Consider the following 14675-nt stretch of genomic DNA (forward strand, 5'->3'; position numbering starts at 1 on the left):
CGGTAAACCTGGCAGAGTTGCATGGTCAGTACTGGCCTCTTCGCAGCACAAGGCTGCTCCTACAACGACCGCGTAGGCCTGGGAAACTATCGGGAGCCGGCCTTGAACCCGCCACGGCGCCCTGCCCAGGCCAGCAGCCACGCCAGGCCAATCAATACCAGCGCCACGGGGCCAAACCAGGCGACGCCCGCCCCGGTCAACAGCAACCCACCGATAATCCCGCCCAAGGCGATGGCGCTGTTCCATACCGTCACCAGCATCGACTGCGCCACGTCACCGCCCTCGCCCGCTGCATCTGCGCAGGCCGTCTGCAACAGTGTTGGCGCGCCGCCGTAGGTCACACCCCACAGCGCGATGCTCAGGTACAGGGCCCACGAGGACGCCTGCCCCAGCACCAGCGTGGCCACGGCAAAACCGGCCAGGCTGAGCAGCACCAGCGTGCGCAGGTGGCGATCGACCAACAGCCCGACCAGGCCGATGCCCGCCAGCGCCGACAAGCCGAACACCATCAACACCTGGCCGATTTCGGCAGCCATCCCCGCCGCCCCCAGAAGCGGCACGATGTAGGTATACAGAATGTTGTGGCCGAGGATCCAGGTCATGATCACCAACAGCACCAACGCCACGCCAGGTGTGCGCAACACCTGCAGCGCCGCCGGTCGCTTGCCGGCGGCCTGCCCCGGGTAGTCCGGCACGGCGCGCAACACCCAGACGACCAGCAGCAGCGCCACCACAGTGACCACGACAAAGGTGGCCCGCCACCCCAACAGTGCCCCTAGCCAGGTGCCGATGGGCAAGCCGAGGGACAAGGCTATCGGCTGGCCGAGCATGGCCACCGCCATCGCCCGCCCCTGCAAGGCCACCGGCACCATGCGCCGGGCATGGCCGGCAATCAATCCCCAAGCCAGGCCGGCTGCGGCACCGGTGAAAAAGCGCAGCACCAGGGTAAGGGCATTGGAGGACGACAAGGCCGTCAACCCGTTGAACAGCACGAAGCCACCAATCGCCAGCAGTAATGCACGGCGGCGATACCAGCCTTGGGTCAGGGTCACCAGCGGGATGGCTGTCAGCAGCGAGCCCAATGCATACGCCGTGACCCACTGCCCGGCCATGGCCTGGCTGATCGTCATGCCGCCGGCGATCTGGTCCAGCAGGCCGGCAGGCAGGGTTTCGCTGAGGATGGCAATGAAGCCAGTCATCGCCAGGGCCAGCAGGCCGCTCAAGGGTAAGCGCTCGGCGCTGTCACCCAGGAGCGGTGCGGAAGAAGTCTGGGACATTGCAGGGTGCCTTGAAGTGGTGATCGAGGCCGGCAGTGTGCATGCCGGGGGTATTGCGGAAAAAGATGGGTACAATGCCGTTCACCCCGGACATTCATGTCCGCAATCAGGAGTGCGCAATGGACAGCCTCAGCGGCTTCGTAGTCTTCAACCGGGTGGCCGAAACCCGCAGTTTCGTGGCTGCAGGCCAGTCGTTGGGCATCAGCGCTTCGGCTGTGGGCAAGCGCGTGGCACGGCTGGAAAGCCGCCTGGGTGTGCGCCTGTTCCACCGCAGCACACGCAGCATCACGTTGACGGCCGAAGGCACGCTGTTTCTTGAACGCAGCCGCCGTATCCTGGCTGAGATCGAGGCCACCGAGCAGGCACTGTCACAGGCCAGTGAAACCCCGCGCGGTCGCCTGCGTGTGAGCCTGCCCCAGGTCACCGGGCTGGTCATGCCGGCGCTGGCCGACTTCATGGCGTTGTACCCTGAAGTTGAACTGGACCTGGAGTTTACCGACCGCATGGTGGATATCGTCGGTGAAGGTTTTGATGTGGTGATGCGCGGCGGTCAACCTGTGGATTCGCGCCTCAATGCCAAGTTCCTCGGCCACTTCCAGCATCGCCTGGTGGCATCGCCCGAGTACCTGCGCGAACGCGGCACGCCCACCCACCCCCGCGACCTGCGTGCACACACCTGCCTGCACTACCGCTTCCCCAGCAACGGCAAGCTGGAGACCTGGCCGCTGCGTCAGGAGCACCCCGACCAGGGCTATGACATCCCCATTTCGATGGTGTGCAACCACGTCGAGACACGCATCTGCTTCGCCCTCAACCACCGCGGCATCACCTGCCTGCCAGACTTCAGCGTGCGCCGCGAGCTGGCCGCCAGCACGCTGGTGACGGTACTCGACAGTTTCATGGAGCGGCGTGGCAGTTTCTACCTGTTGTGGCCGTCGGGGCGCCAGGTGCCGCCCAAACTGCGGGTGTTCATCGATTTCATGCTTGAGCGGGTATTCCCAGGCAGCCCTCAACCGTACAAATAGTTGATGTCCTTGTAGGCCAACGGCGGTACCTGGCTGATCAGGAAGTCACGCAGTTTGTGCATCTGCCGGGCCTTGGGGCTGGATTTCAGCCAGGTCATGTAATATCCGTCACCGGTGGCCACCGCGTGCTTGAACGGCGTCACCAGCCGCCCTGCCGACAGGTCGGAGCTGGCCAGCACCAAGTCCACCACCGAGATGCCCAGGCCTTGCTGGGCCGCCGAAATCCCCTGGTCTAGGGTATCGAACACCTGCCCCTGGTCGATGCTGATATCCAGTGCGTCCATCCGCGCCAGCCAGCGTCGCCAGTCGCGACGGTCCGGCGACGGGTGCAGGAACTCGCATTGGCGCAGGTCGGCAAGGTCGGGCTGGGCTTGCGCCATGTAATCGGGGTGGCACACCGGGATCAGCCACTCATCGAACAGCTTGAAGCTCTCGACATCGGCGGGGAAACGGCCGTTGGCCAGCAGGATGGCGCAGTCGTAGGGCTCCGAATAGAAGTCCACGCTGTCGATGTCCATCCACACGCTCGACAGTTGCACGCTGCTGCTGTCATCGAGCTTCTTGAAGCCGTCCAGGGCCCTGAGCAACCAGCGCATGGTGAGCGTGGATGGCGCCTTCAGACGCACGCCATAACGGTCCTGTCGCAGCAACGCGCAGGCGTTCTCGATGATCTTGAAGCCGACCTTGAGCTCTTGTGACAGCAAACGCCCGTGCTCGGTCAGGCTCAGCTTTGGCCCACGACGCTCGAACAGGTCGCAGCCGAACATGGCCTCGAGGGTCTTGATGTGGTGGCTGACCGCCCCTTGGGTCAGCGCCAGCTCCTCCGCCGCACGGGTAAAGGAGCCATAACGAGAGGCCACCTCGAAAGCACGCAGGGCGTGCAAGGCCTGAATCCGTTCCGACATGGCGACGTCCGAAGCATGAGTGAGACTAATAGTAGGTCATAGTTCCACGCGTTTTACAACGTTAAGTCTGTCTCAGAAAATGCGGGTAAATAATAAAGATTACCAACGATTCTGCCTGCATATGACTGGAACGTTACTTAATTAGATGCCTGGGGAAATCATGTTTACGGGTTATGGAAACTGCTATCGCCTGGATGCGCTAGAGCTGGCCGCTGAACATGTGCGGAACACGCAACATTGGACGTACAAAACCATACAACATTTTCGCAGCATTCTCGCCAACCCCGAATTCCCCTGCCTGTTTGGCCGCAAGGCAGTCGCCAGCGAGACCTGCCACATCCTCTTCGCCCGCGCCGAACAACTGGCCGACGACATCGCCCAGGGCCTGGCTGACTACGTGCGCACCATCACTCCGATCCCGCTCAAGCAGCGCATCGGCAGCCCATTGGTGGTGTTTCTCGAAACCGCCAGCGAATACACCCTTGCCGAGCAACAGGCGCTGGCCTGGAAAGTTTTGCAGGGCGTGCACGCGCGCGACCCGCATCCTTGGCCGCAGGCGATGCCGACCGACCCTCACGACACGGGCTGGTCGTTCTGCTACGCCGGCATGCCGCTGTTCATCAACATGAACTTCCCCGGCCACCAACAGATGAAAAGCCGCAACCTGGGGCCGCACATCACCTTCGTCATCAACCCGCGGGAAAACTTCGACGAAGTGGCCAACGCCAGCACCGAAAGTGGCAAGCGTATCCGTGCCCGCATCCGCGAGCGGGTACAGCATTACAACAACGGCATCATGCCCGACACCCTTGGCGCGTTCGGCGATGCCGACAACTACGAGTGGAAGCAGTACCAGCTACAGGAGGCGGGTTCGCTCAACCCGTCGCGCTGCCCGTTCCACGCCCATGTAACAGCCGACACACTGATCGAGAATTGACCGTGAATACCGCACTCACCGCCACCTATGCCCTGACTGTCCTGCTACTGATCGCCACCCCTGGCCCAGTGGTGGCACTGATCGTCAACACCGCTGCCGCCTCCGGGTCGCGCAAAGCCATGTTCACTGCCGTGGGGACCAATTGGGCGTCCCTGGTACTGATTGGCGCGGCGGCCTGGATCATCCTGACCAGCGCGGCCATCGACAAGGCCTGGCTCAGCGGCATGAGCCTGCTGGGCTGCCTGTTCATCGGCTACATCGCCGTGGGCACCCTCAAGGAAGCCCTGCAGGCGCCCACCTCAGAGTCGGCGAACGAAGCGCCTGGGCCTGGGCGTGGCGGCCTGCTGCAAGGGTTCATGGTGGGTATCTCCAACCCCAAGGACATTATCTTCTTCATCGCCTTCTTCCCTCAGTTCATCCAGATCACCGAGTCGTTCGGCAAGAGCATGGTGGTGCTGTCGCTGCTGTGGGTGGCCATCGATTTTGCCGTGCTCAGCCTGTACATCTTCGCCATCGGCAAGATCGCTTCGCAGCGCAGCAATCGCGTCATCAGCCTGGCCTCGGGCGTCGCCCTGCTACTGATCGCGGCCGGCGGCCTGCTATACAACCTCAAGGAACTGGCGGCCTGAGCCGGATGCCTCGCAAGGAGTGCCCATGAGATCGACCGACACGAGCACAGATGTTTTGGGCCTTCCTTCGCCGCTGCAACAGGACTACCAGCGCTTTCTGCAACTGGGCAGCCGCCGTGCGCCACACGCGTTGCACATCCACGAGAGCGGCTACCGCTCGGGAACCATCAACACCGATGCGCTCGGCCTGCGCTACAGCCACTGCGCCGGTAAGCGCTTCTCGGCCGCCGAGCGCGGCACGGCGCCGCGCATCAACCTGTTGGTCGGGGGCTCCACCGCCTTGGGCGTCGGCGCCAGCAGCGATGAGCACACGGTGGCTTCGCACCTGTCGATGCTGACCGGCGAGGTCTGGCTGAGCCTGGCAGGCTGCGGGCTCAATGCCGGCCAAGAGCTGCTGATGTTCCTGACTCACCAGCACCGCCTCGGCCAGCTCGGCCACGTGGTGGTGCTCAGCGGCCTCAATACCTTAGCCCATGAGGCCCTCTACGAAATCCTCGCCAGCCCCCGCGAGGCGCATCACGTCACAGGTTTTCAGGAAGCCTTGAACAGTTTCAGCGACGGCATGCCGCCTGCCGCAGCCCCCCGCCGACAATCGCTTTGGCGGCGCATCGGCCAAGCCTTGGCCGCGCCCCCTCCCGCGCCTCCAGCCGCCCAACCGCTGTCGCCCCCAGAAAAACGCCTGGCCCGCGCGGCCGACAGCATCGGCCGTACACTGCGCCAGTGGGAGCGGCTGCTGGCAGACAGCCACGCCACCCTCACCTTCATTCTTCAGCCGCTGCTGCCCTGGTGCCGAGAAACCTTGCCAGCGGGCGAGCAAGCCATGCTGGCGGCGCTGGCGCGGCAGCCCGCGAACTTCGAGCGCCTGCTGGACGGGGTCTTCGACAGCCACTTGCACACAGCCTTCTTTCGCCGCATCAAAGACCAGGCCGACCCGGTAGCCTGCTATGACATGAACAGCATGCTCAGCAGCTCCCCCGTGTTTGGCGCCGACCTGTTCGTCGACCGCCTGCACCTCAACGACCTGGGCAACAACGCACTGGCCAAAGTCATTACCGCCAAGCTGGGCCTGGCCCAGGAAAAACACGCTCAGCGCAAGGTCACGCCTATCAAGCTCGTCTGACAGTTGCCCGCCGGTCTTCCGGCGAGGCCCCTTGGGTGGCTAGAATACGTCGTCGTTCCGATTCGCCCGAGGCGTACCTGTACCTGTGATGAACATCCAAGCCGTGCATCAACCACTGGCCGCCTGTCGTGACCGCCCGCCTCACGAGGCCTGCCTGTGAGTCGTGTGGCAACCCTGTCGCCGCTGGTGATCGCCTTGATGCCGCTGGCCGCGCAAGCGCTCGACGTGCGCATCGACCCGCATGCCGACTTGCTCTACCGCCAGGCCCTGCCCTTGCTCGAGCAGGCCGACAGCCAGGACGACGGCGCCAGCTCACTGCGCACTGCCGTGGGTAGCGACCCGGAGCTCACCCGCCAGGGCCAGGCCCTGGCGCACACCTTGCCCACCGCCGTGGCACTGCTGAAAAAGTCGGTGGAGCTTGGCCACCCCGTGGCGCAGTACCGGCTGGCGCTGTACTACATGACCTACCTGCCGGTGGCCCAGATCCCGGACGCTGCCTGCCCTTTGCTGGAGGCGAGCCTCAAGCAAGGCTTCGCGCCCCCGGCACCGGCCATTGCCACCTGGTGCCCGCCCTACAACGCCAGCGCAGACTATCGCGCTGCGTTGGAGGCAATCCCAAGCATGGCCCCCCAATACGCCCCCTACTACCCACAGCCCACCACACGACTGGCCTGCAACCGCAGCCAGCCGCAAGGCCTGAACATGCAGTGGGGGCGCCAGCGTGACTACCAGGCCGAGGTGTACCGGGTGCTGGCCGACCTTGACCCAGGGCATCGCCAAGCCTTGCTGCAGAAGGCCGTGGACATCAACGGATGCTCGACTGCGCAGCGCTGGTTGACCAGCCATCGATAGCGGCCAGTCGACAAACCAGCAAGATCGTTCAAGCCATGGCCCGCTTCACTCTGGCATGCTGCCCAACCGAGTACACGCGTTGCAGCCACCATGCCCCACAGCCCACACATCGCTCGCCAAGCCTTTGTTCATGGCGCCATCGCCATTCTCCCGCTTTCCCTGGCCGTCGCCCCCTGGGGCCTGCTGGCCGGCTCCATGGCCATCGAGGCCAACCTCAGCGCCTGGCAAGGCCAAGGGCTGTCGGCCATCGTCTTTGCCGGTGCCGCACAACTGGTGGCGATCGGCATGCTCAAGGGCGGCGCCAACCTGGCGTCGATCCTGCTCACCACCTTGCTGCTGACATCGCAGCACCTGCTGTACGGCTTGTCCATGCGCCCGGTGCTGTCGAACCAGCCGCTGCGCTGGCGGTTGGGCCTGGGCTTTTTGCTGACCGACGAGTTCTTTGCCCTGACCAGCCATTATGACCAGCAGCAGTTCAATCGCTGGTATGCGCTAGGCGTGGGCCTGACCTTCTACATCGCCTGGAACCTGTTCACCTTGGCAGGCATCGTCCTTGGCCAGAACATCCCGCACCTCGACCAGTTGGGCCTGGACTTCTCGATTGTCGCCACCTTCGTCGCCCTGATCGCGCCACTGGTGCGCAACCTGGCCACGGTGGTGTGCGTGGCCGTGTCGCTGTTCTGCTCGGTCCTGTTCAGTGCCTGGCACTGGGAAACCGCCCTGGTGGCCGCTGGCTTGCTCGGGATGGGCGCCGGCTTCATTTGCCAGAAGTGCTTTGGAGGCCGCGCATGACCTGGTTACTGATTTTCGCCATGGGCGCCATCGTGTTTCTCAATCGCTATGCGTTTCTTGAACCACGCCTGCCCTTGCGCCTGAGTTCCAATGCCCGGCAGTTTCTGGGCTTCGCGGTGCCGGGCATGCTCACCGCCATCTGCGGGCCGATCATTTTCATGCCTGACCACCAGCTGAACCTGAGCCTGCTCAACCCTTATCTGCTGGGCTCGGTGGTGGCCGTCGCCTTGGTGCTGTTGACCCGCAGTGTGTTGCTGAGCATGCTGGTGAGCATGTTGATCTTCTTCCTCCTGCGCAGCTGGCTGGCATGACCACGCCCCTGCGCGAGCAGACGCACCTGTGGCAGGCGCCGGCGCTGGGCGACGTCGAAATGCTGCACGCGCGGTATTTCCAGCAGCGCTTCGCCCCGCACGTGCATGAAGGCTACGTGTTCACCGTGATCGAGTCGGGCGCCCAGCGCTTCTGGCATCGCGGCAGCGAACACCTGGCCCCGGTGGGCAGCATGGTGTTGATCAACCCCGACGAACTGCACACCGGCGCCACGGCCCACGAAGCCGGCTGGCGCTACCGCGGTTTCTACCCAGAACATGAGCGGGTAACGGGCGTGCTGGAGGAGCTGGAACTGGGCCGCCACGGCATGCCCACCTTCAAGGACAGTGTGATCCAGGACCCGGCCCTGGCGCTCGCCTTCAGCCAGCTGCACCAGTTATCCGAAGGCGCAGCCAGCGCCCTGGAACAGCAGACTGCCTGGCGCCATGCCGTGCTGGCCCTGGTGCAGCGCCATGGGCAATGCGCCGAACCCGCTGCACCCGGCCATGAGCCGCAGGCGGTGGCCCGCGCCCGTGAACTGCTGGAGAGTCAGCTGACCGACCCGCCATCGCTTGAAGCCCTGGCGGCGGCGGTCAACCTGTCACCCTTCCACTTCGCCCGGGTGTTTCGCCAGGCCACCGGCCTGCCGCCCCATGCCTGGCTCAAGCAACGGCGCCTGGCCCGTGCCCGTGAGTTTTTGAAACGCGGCCAGGCGGCTTCGGAGGTGGCGTTTGCGCTTGGGTTTGCCGACCAGAGCCACTTGAGCCGGCAGTTCAAGCAGGCCTATGGGGTAACCCCAGGCGCATACCGCAGCGCCTGCCTGCCAAGCTGACGCCCTGCGACACCCGGCCCCAGGCAAGCTTGCTGGCCACTGCTACACTGACAGGGCTGAATTGGAGGATCCTGCCATGTCCGAAAGAGAGCTCACCACCCTCATATCGCTGATGAACCAGCGTCAGGCCTGCCTGAGCAGTGCCTGCAAGGAGATTGCCGACTGGATCGACCGGCAGGGCGATGTGCCCGCCGCCGGCAAGATCCGCGCGAGTCTAAAGGCCCTGGAGGCCGACGAAGCCCAGGTACGCAAGACCTTGACCTCGCTGACCCTCGACAGGCCATTGCCGCGTTTTCGTAGCTGAATGAATTGGGGCCGCTATGCGCGGCCCCAGATGAATCAGTGTTTCATGTGCATGTGGTCATGCCCACCGCCTGCCTCGGCGTTGAGCGGACGCACTGGCGCTTGCACCTGCAGCGTTTCCTTGCCGCCTTTGGCATCTTCGATGACCAGGGTCAGTGGCACCTGCTCGCCTTCTTTCACCTGCTGGTTCAACCCCATCAGCATCACGTGCAGGCCGTTCGGGTCCAGGGTGACCGCTTTGCCAGCCGGCAACTCGACGGCCTTGACCTCGCGCATGCCCATCACGTCGCCGTTCATGGTCATTTCATGCACTTGCACGGTCTTGGCCACAGGCGATTCAACGCCAACCAGCTTGCTGTCGCTGCTGGCCGTCAGGGTCATGAAGGCACCGGTGGACTGCTGCTGCGGCACGCTGGCGCGGACCCAGGCATCACTCACGGTGGTCTGGGCCAGGGCAGGCAGGGCAAGGCCCAGCAGGGCGATGGCGGCCAGGCCGCGCTTGATCGGTTGCAGTGAAACAGCCATTAGCAAATCTCCATCAGGGTGACCAGGTCTTCAGCGCATTCCTTGGCGTTCAGGGAATGCCCAAGGCTCAGGCGCAGGGTGCCACGCGTATCGTAGACGTAGCTGGTGGACGAATGAGAGATGGTGTAGGTATCCCCGGCCGGGACCTTCTCGTAGAACACCTTGAACTCTTTGGCCACCTCGGCGATTTCTTCGGGGGTGCCCGTCAGCGCGGTGAACGAGGGGTCGAACGCTTTGACGTAGGCGTCGAGCACTTCGGGGGTGTCGCGCTCCGGGTCCAGGGTAATGAACACCACCTGGAACAAGTCACGGTCGCGGCCCCTGAGCAACTGCCTGATTTGCGCCGCCCGCGCCAGCGTGGTCGGGCAGACCGCCGGGCACTGGGTGAAGCCGAAGAAAATCATTGGCATGCTGCCGTAGAAGCTCGACAGGGTACGCGGGTTGCCTTGGGGGTCCTTGAGGTTGAACTTGCGCCCAAGGATTTCGTTGCTCATGTTCTTGCCGTACTTGAACTCAAGACCCCGGGCCGGGCTGCAGCCAGCCAGCAGGCCAAGCCCGAGAACGCCCATCCCGGCGACAACCGCGCGCCGGGTATACAGATCATTCATGGAACTATCCTTTACAGGCCATCCTTTACAGGAAAGGTACCGGCCCTTGGGACGGGCCAGCCGAAAAACCGGGGCATTCTTACATGACACCCCAAGTGCTTCTACCCGACGAAGGCGCAGATGGCCTGCAGCCCTTTGAATACGGGCTGCGGCCTGTTGTCGCAGGGGTTGAACTCGTAACAGTTTGTTGCTAAGGAAGCGGCGAACCCTGGTATCAGTAGTACGCGTTTTCCTTCTGGGTGTGGTCGGTCACGTCGCGCACACCTTTGAGCTCCGGAATACGCTCGAGCAGGGTGCGCTCGATGCCTTCCTTCAGGGTCACGTCGGCCTGGCCGCAGCCCTGGCAACCGCCGCCGAACTGCAGCACAGCGATGCCGTCGTCGACCACGTCCACCAAGCTTACCTGGCCGCCATGGCTGGCCAGGCCCGGGTTGATCTCGGTCTGCAGGTAGTAATTGATACGCTCGTTGATCGGGCTGTCCTCGTTGACCATCGGCACCTTGGCGTTCGGCGCCTTGATGGTCAGCTGGCCGCCCATGCGGTCGGTGGCGTAATCGACCAGGGCGTCTTCCAGGAAAGGTACGCTGACTGCATCGAGGTAAGCGGTGAAGCTCTTCAGACCCACGGCGGTGTCGTCAGGCTTCTCTTCGCCCGGCTTGCAGTAGGCAATGCACGTCTCTGCGTACTGGGTGCCTGGCTGGGTGATGAAAATGCGGATGCCGATGCCGGGCGTATTCTGCTTGGAGAGCAGATCGGCCAGGTAATCATGGGCGGCGTCGGTAATGGTTATAGCGCTCATGGAAGTTCCTCACAGACTTGCGGCCAAGTGTACGCCAACCTGGCCCTTGTACAAAGTCCTAGTATTTGACTCGGGAAAGCGCATACGCCGGCGCCTGCCCCCGTGGCGCCGCCAGCCAGGCCTGCATCCGCCTATACAGGCCGCGCTCCAGCCACTGGTAGCTGAACCACGACATTAGTCCAATGGACGGCACGCACAGGGCAAACACCAGGTACGGGTTCAGGTGCAGCCGCTGGCTGGCGAACCAGCCGGCATACAGCACCAGTACGTGGATCAGGTAGACCGAATACGAACAGTCGCCCAGCGCCTTGAGCAGCCGGTTACCCGCGAACAACGGTTCCAGGGAGACAAAGGCCAGCACCACCAGCGCGCTCGGCAGGCCCCAATGCAGCAGGCGCTGGGAGGCGTCGAGGTGGTAGATGGCATACCCCGCCACCGCGAGCAACGCCAGGGGCGTCCAGATGCCCTGGCGGATCACACCGCGCCGATACAGCACACCCAGGCCGATGCCGAGCAGGAACTCATAAATGATGTCATTGTTGTAGAAGCGGCTGAGCACACCCAGCCGCCCCAGCACTTCACTCACCAGCAGCAGCGCGACGGTGACCAGCAGCAACTGATGGCGCTGGCGGACCAGGAATGCCAGGCCGAAGAGCAGGTAGAAGAACATCTCGAAGTTCAGCGTCCAGCCCACGTTCAAGGTCGGATAGAGGCCATACCCGCCGGGGTTTTCCGCAGGCACGAACAGCAGCGACAACAGCAGGTGGTGCCAGTCGAATTCCTGGTGCGGCATCCAGCGGCTGGCCGCCAGCAGCAGGCCCGCCATGACCAAGGTGTAGAACCAGTACGCCGGGACGATGCGCAGCACCCGGTTGAGCAGGAACTGGCGGGGTTCGATGGCTTTGTCGCGGGTGGAGAGGTAGATAACCAGGCCGCTGATGACGAAGAAGATGTCGACGCCGACAGCGCCCCGGTCGGTGAGCAGTTGGCCGATGGGCCCGCTGGCCTTGAAGTCGAAGAAGATCTGCATGAAATGGTGGCAGACCACCACCCAGGCGGCGAACGCCCGCAGTGCCTGAAGCGAATACAGCATGAAATACCCTGCGATTGCCGGTGCATTGAGGCCGCTGGCCGAATGCAGAGGCGAGCGCTACGCGCTCGTTCGCGGGTAAACCCGCTCCCACAGGTACTGCACCGGTCAAGAGGCCAGCGCTTTCCCTGTGGGAGCGGGTTCACCCGCGAAGGGCTGCAAAGCAGCCCCCCTGCAATCGATCAAGACCACCCAACCTTTCCGACCGCAGTTGTTTCGGAAAGGTCAGGTTGACCGATCAGAGGTTCTCGTAGCGGTTCATGTCCAGCACACCCGCTTCCACCGGCTGGGTCTCCTTGATGTAGCTATTGAGGTCGTGGAAGTACTGCCAGAACTGCGGATGGCTGCGGCGCACGCCCCAGCGCATGACGATGCGCTCGAATTTGTCGGCATCATCACGCGCATACTCCATGTCCTCGACAAACTCGGGCACGTCCTCGGCCGGAATGTTGAAGATGAAGTTCGGGTAGCTGCTGAGCACGCCCGGGTACAAGGTCAGGGTGTCCAGCCCAGGCTGATAGCGGTAGGCCTCACCCAGTAGGAAGGCAACGTTGCTGTGCGCACGGTTGCGCAGCAGGCTGTACACCTGGCGCTGGCCGCCCTGCCCTTCGATACGCAGCATCGTCGCCTCAGGCAGCTGGTTGATGACTTTGAGCCCGGCAGCCGGGCGCGACACCAGGCGGCTGAGCGACTGCTCGACATTGCGGAACGCTTCGTTCATCTGCGGCCGCGAGCAGTAAGCCCCCTGGCAGCGGTTGATCGGGTCAGGTGCCGCATTCAGGCTGCCGGTACGCTGCACCAGCTTGAGCCCGAAGTCGCGTTTTGGGTTCGCCGGGTCCAGCTTGATACCACTTGGGGTGTCAGTGTCGATGTCCTCGTAATCGAGCCACATCTTCACCTTGCCGCTGTTCTGATACCAGTCGCTGAGGATCGCGCCACGCTGGTCGGCCGGCATCAGGCGCAGGAAGTTGACCTCGGCGCCATTGCGGATCAGGTCGAAGTACAGGCGGGTCTGCAACTGGTGCGAAACGTTGCCGAACACATCGAAGTTGACAGCCAACTGGTAGTAAGTGCGCTCGAACAAGGGGTAGTCGAACAGCCACACGGTGAGCGGCACATCCCCGATCAGGCCCTTGGTCACCGAGGCGCTGTCGAAGTGACGGAAAATGCTCAGCAGTGCATTGTCGTTACCGGCCCACAATGTCGACCAGCCCGGCGCCGGCATTTCGGCATAGGCTTCGCGACGCAGTTTTTCGTATTCGTTGCGCTTGTCGCGGTAGGCATGCCAGAGGCCCAGCACACTGCCCACGTCGTCGATCTGGCCCGGCATGGCCAGCAGCGGCGTGGCCTCGCCACGGTACTGGGCATCGGTGATGTAGCGGTCGTGGGCCGGCTCCTGGAACAGCGCCCAGAAGTTGTCGCGGATCACGTCGGTTGCAATCTGCCCACGGCACACCGGGCCACGGATGAAGGTGCGCACGAAGTACTCGGCGTTATCCAGCATGAACTGGTAACGCGCCACCGCCGGGATCGCCTCGAAGGTCTCGAACGGGTTGGCCCGGTGGCGCGGGCCATAGCCTGGCAGCGCCGAGGCATGCCAGTCACCCGCGTAGAACAGTTGCTTGACCCGCTTGAGCTTCTGCGGCCCCATTGGGTAAGTGATGTGCGTCTTGTGCACGATCACACCCTGCACCGGCATCAGCCGATAGTAAAAGTCGGTGCCTGGCGGGTCGTTGGGGCGTCGGGTCGCGATCACGTCGACCGGCTGGCCACTGGGCGTGCGGGAACGCACCCACTGGAAGAAGTGGCCCTGCTCGCCGCCGACGAAGTAGATGTGCGCAAGGAACAGGTGCTCGTAAAGCCAGCGGCCAACCAGCGCCTCGGTCGAACCCGGGCGGTTGAGCAGCTCTTCCCAGTCGGCGATCTGCTTGGCCTCGACCGCGCTCGGCTGAATCGGCTGGTACTCCACCGGCGCGCCAGCTGCCAGCCAGCGTTGCAGGGTGGTGTACTCCTGGTCGGTCAGGCCGGTGACCGCCAGCGGCATGCCTTCTTTAGGGTGCGCGCCAGCGTAGGCGTCGAACTCATGGGGCAAAGGGCACATGTTGTTGCGGTTGATGCCCAAGACGATGTCCTCGGGCAGCTTGGCATTGGGCGTAAGCGGCGTCTTGTGCCCCAGCTCGAGCATGCGCGCCATCAGCGCGGCCTGGCTGCCCTGGCCGTCGAGCACCGAGTAAAAGCCCTTCTTGCGCCACTCGCCCTCGCTGTGGGCGTCGTAGAACAGCCGCGTAGTCGGCACCGCCGCGCTGCGGTCACCTTGGTACACCGGCACCTTGGTCGCTCCCCGCACCGCGCCCTCAGGGCTTTCCAGCTTGAGCTGGCAGGCCGCGTCGTTGCAGGCATGGCAGGCCACGCACTTCTCGGTGAAAATCGGCTGGATATCCCGGGTGTAGGAAATAGCCGGGCTCGATTGGGCAGCCTGCCCGAAGGTCGCGCCACTGATGAGCAAGGCGAAAACGCCTGCCCAAGCACGAATACAACGATGCACCATGTGCGGAAAGTCCTGGTTCTTGAAAGCCATCACGATTGCCTGGTCGTCCTTGGGTGCTTGTGCGCCAACATGAGCTAAATTCATGCAAATGGGCAGTGCGCCTAAAAACCGCGCAGCTTTGTTA

The 14675-nt window shown here is 63.5% G+C and carries 16 protein-coding genes; 9 read left to right on the top strand and 7 right to left on the bottom strand.

Annotated features, from left to right (window positions below; genetic code table 11):
• Positions 1–86 precede the first annotated feature (86 nt).
• A complete protein-coding gene (locus D886_RS0110350; RefSeq protein WP_027593864.1) occupies positions 87–1277 on the bottom strand; it encodes an MFS transporter in 1191 nt (396 codons plus the stop codon).
• Between the two features lie 119 nt (positions 1278–1396).
• Between D886_RS0110350 and D886_RS0110355 the strand changes: the two genes are divergently transcribed.
• The gene (locus tag D886_RS0110355; RefSeq protein WP_027593865.1) at positions 1397–2302 is read left to right on the top strand and encodes a LysR family transcriptional regulator; all 906 of its coding nucleotides are present in this window, start codon (positions 1397–1399) and stop codon (positions 2300–2302) included.
• Here the strand turns inward: D886_RS0110355 and D886_RS0110360 are convergent.
• Complete coding sequence (locus tag D886_RS0110360; protein WP_027593866.1) at positions 2287–3207, bottom strand: LysR substrate-binding domain-containing protein; 921 nt, start codon at positions 3205–3207, stop codon at positions 2287–2289. The two genes, D886_RS0110355 and D886_RS0110360, sit on opposite strands and share 16 nt — an antisense overlap.
• Before the next feature lie 160 nt (positions 3208–3367).
• On the opposite strand from D886_RS0110360, the gene D886_RS0110365 reads away from it, so the two are divergent.
• The 8 genes from D886_RS0110365 to D886_RS0110400 all read left to right on the top strand — a co-directional run bounded on the left by D886_RS0110365 (position 3368) and on the right by D886_RS0110400 (position 8982).
• Positions 3368–4144 (top strand): YqcI/YcgG family protein, encoded by a 777-nt coding sequence (locus D886_RS0110365; protein ID WP_027593867.1) that lies wholly within the window; start codon positions 3368–3370, stop codon positions 4142–4144.
• A gap of 2 nt (positions 4145–4146) precedes the next feature.
• Positions 4147–4773 carry a LysE family translocator gene (locus D886_RS0110370; RefSeq protein WP_027593868.1) on the top strand — a complete coding sequence of 209 codons (627 nt, stop codon included), beginning with the start codon at positions 4147–4149 and terminating at the stop codon, positions 4771–4773.
• 25 nt (positions 4774–4798) lie between these two features.
• Positions 4799–5893, top strand: a complete 1095-nt coding sequence (locus D886_RS0110375) for a hypothetical protein (protein ID WP_027593869.1) — start codon at positions 4799–4801, stop codon at positions 5891–5893.
• Between the two features lie 156 nt (positions 5894–6049).
• Positions 6050–6745 carry a sel1 repeat family protein gene (locus tag D886_RS0110380; RefSeq protein ID WP_027593870.1) on the top strand — a complete coding sequence of 232 codons (696 nt, stop codon included), beginning with the start codon at positions 6050–6052 and terminating at the stop codon, positions 6743–6745.
• Positions 6746–6835: 90 nt separating this feature from the next.
• The gene (locus tag D886_RS0110385) at positions 6836–7537 is read left to right on the top strand and encodes an AzlC family ABC transporter permease (protein ID WP_027593871.1); all 702 of its coding nucleotides are present in this window, start codon (positions 6836–6838) and stop codon (positions 7535–7537) included.
• Positions 7534–7848: an AzlD domain-containing protein gene (locus D886_RS0110390; protein ID WP_027593872.1), complete on the top strand. Its 315-nt coding sequence runs from the start codon at positions 7534–7536 to the stop codon at positions 7846–7848. The genes D886_RS0110385 and D886_RS0110390 overlap by 4 nt, the downstream gene beginning before the upstream one ends.
• Positions 7845–8678, top strand: a complete 834-nt coding sequence (locus tag D886_RS0110395; protein ID WP_027593873.1) for an AraC family transcriptional regulator — start codon at positions 7845–7847, stop codon at positions 8676–8678. The genes D886_RS0110390 and D886_RS0110395 overlap by 4 nt, the downstream gene beginning before the upstream one ends.
• A gap of 76 nt (positions 8679–8754) precedes the next feature.
• Entirely contained in the window at positions 8755–8982 is a 228-nt protein-coding gene (locus D886_RS0110400; protein WP_027593874.1) for a hypothetical protein, read from the top strand.
• A 35-nt stretch (positions 8983–9017) separates the two neighbouring features.
• Here the strand turns inward: D886_RS0110400 and D886_RS0110405 are convergent, their stop codons facing one another.
• The 5 genes from D886_RS0110405 to D886_RS0110425 form a co-directional block, all read right to left on the bottom strand.
• The gene (locus D886_RS0110405; RefSeq protein WP_027593875.1) at positions 9018–9506 is read right to left on the bottom strand and encodes a copper chaperone PCu(A)C; all 489 of its coding nucleotides are present in this window, start codon (positions 9504–9506) and stop codon (positions 9018–9020) included.
• Complete coding sequence (locus D886_RS0110410; protein WP_027593876.1) at positions 9506–10114, bottom strand: SCO family protein; 609 nt, start codon at positions 10112–10114, stop codon at positions 9506–9508. The genes D886_RS0110405 and D886_RS0110410 overlap by 1 nt, the downstream gene beginning before the upstream one ends.
• Positions 10115–10328: 214 nt before the next feature.
• On the bottom strand, positions 10329–10913 hold the full coding sequence (gene nfuA / locus D886_RS0110415) for a Fe-S biogenesis protein NfuA (protein WP_012271640.1): 585 nt from the start codon (positions 10911–10913) through the stop codon (positions 10329–10331).
• Between the two features lie 58 nt (positions 10914–10971).
• Positions 10972–12006, bottom strand: a complete 1035-nt coding sequence (locus tag D886_RS0110420; RefSeq protein WP_027593877.1) for an acyltransferase — start codon at positions 12004–12006, stop codon at positions 10972–10974.
• A gap of 235 nt (positions 12007–12241) precedes the next feature.
• The gene (locus D886_RS0110425) at positions 12242–14581 is read right to left on the bottom strand and encodes a fatty acid cis/trans isomerase (protein ID WP_371097526.1); all 2340 of its coding nucleotides are present in this window, start codon (positions 14579–14581) and stop codon (positions 12242–12244) included.
• Positions 14582–14675: the final 94 nt, after the last annotated feature.

It is taken from the genome of Pseudomonas sp. LAIL14HWK12:I7 (genome assembly GCF_000483465.1).
Taxonomy (GTDB): Bacteria; Pseudomonadota; Gammaproteobacteria; order Pseudomonadales; family Pseudomonadaceae; genus Aquipseudomonas; species Aquipseudomonas kermanshahensis.

Bases quoted from the DNA above. Each gene is read 5' to 3' on its own strand.
- D886_RS0110350 (WP_027593864.1), bottom strand. From the start codon at position 1,277: ATGTCCCAGACTTCTTCCGCACCGCTCCTGGGTGACAGCGCCGAGCGC.
- D886_RS0110355 (WP_027593865.1), top strand. From the start codon at position 1,397: ATGGACAGCCTCAGCGGCTTCGTAGTCTTCAACCGGGTGGCCGAAACC.
- D886_RS0110360 (WP_027593866.1), bottom strand. From the start codon at position 3,207: ATGTCGGAACGGATTCAGGCCTTGCACGCCCTGCGTGCTTTCGAGGTG.
- D886_RS0110365 (WP_027593867.1), top strand. From the start codon at position 3,368: ATGTTTACGGGTTATGGAAACTGCTATCGCCTGGATGCGCTAGAGCTG.
- D886_RS0110375 (WP_027593869.1), top strand. From the start codon at position 4,799: ATGAGATCGACCGACACGAGCACAGATGTTTTGGGCCTTCCTTCGCCG.
- D886_RS0110385 (WP_027593871.1), top strand. From the start codon at position 6,836: ATGCCCCACAGCCCACACATCGCTCGCCAAGCCTTTGTTCATGGCGCC.
- D886_RS0110390 (WP_027593872.1), top strand. From the start codon at position 7,534: ATGACCTGGTTACTGATTTTCGCCATGGGCGCCATCGTGTTTCTCAAT.
- D886_RS0110395 (WP_027593873.1), top strand. From the start codon at position 7,845: ATGACCACGCCCCTGCGCGAGCAGACGCACCTGTGGCAGGCGCCGGCG.
- D886_RS0110400 (WP_027593874.1), top strand. From the start codon at position 8,755: ATGTCCGAAAGAGAGCTCACCACCCTCATATCGCTGATGAACCAGCGT.
- D886_RS0110405 (WP_027593875.1), bottom strand. From the start codon at position 9,506: ATGGCTGTTTCACTGCAACCGATCAAGCGCGGCCTGGCCGCCATCGCC.
- D886_RS0110410 (WP_027593876.1), bottom strand. From the start codon at position 10,114: ATGAATGATCTGTATACCCGGCGCGCGGTTGTCGCCGGGATGGGCGTT.
- nfuA (WP_012271640.1), bottom strand. From the start codon at position 10,913: ATGAGCGCTATAACCATTACCGACGCCGCCCATGATTACCTGGCCGAT.
- D886_RS0110420 (WP_027593877.1), bottom strand. From the start codon at position 12,006: ATGCTGTATTCGCTTCAGGCACTGCGGGCGTTCGCCGCCTGGGTGGTG.
- D886_RS0110425 (WP_371097526.1), bottom strand. From the start codon at position 14,581: ATGGCTTTCAAGAACCAGGACTTTCCGCACATGGTGCATCGTTGTATT.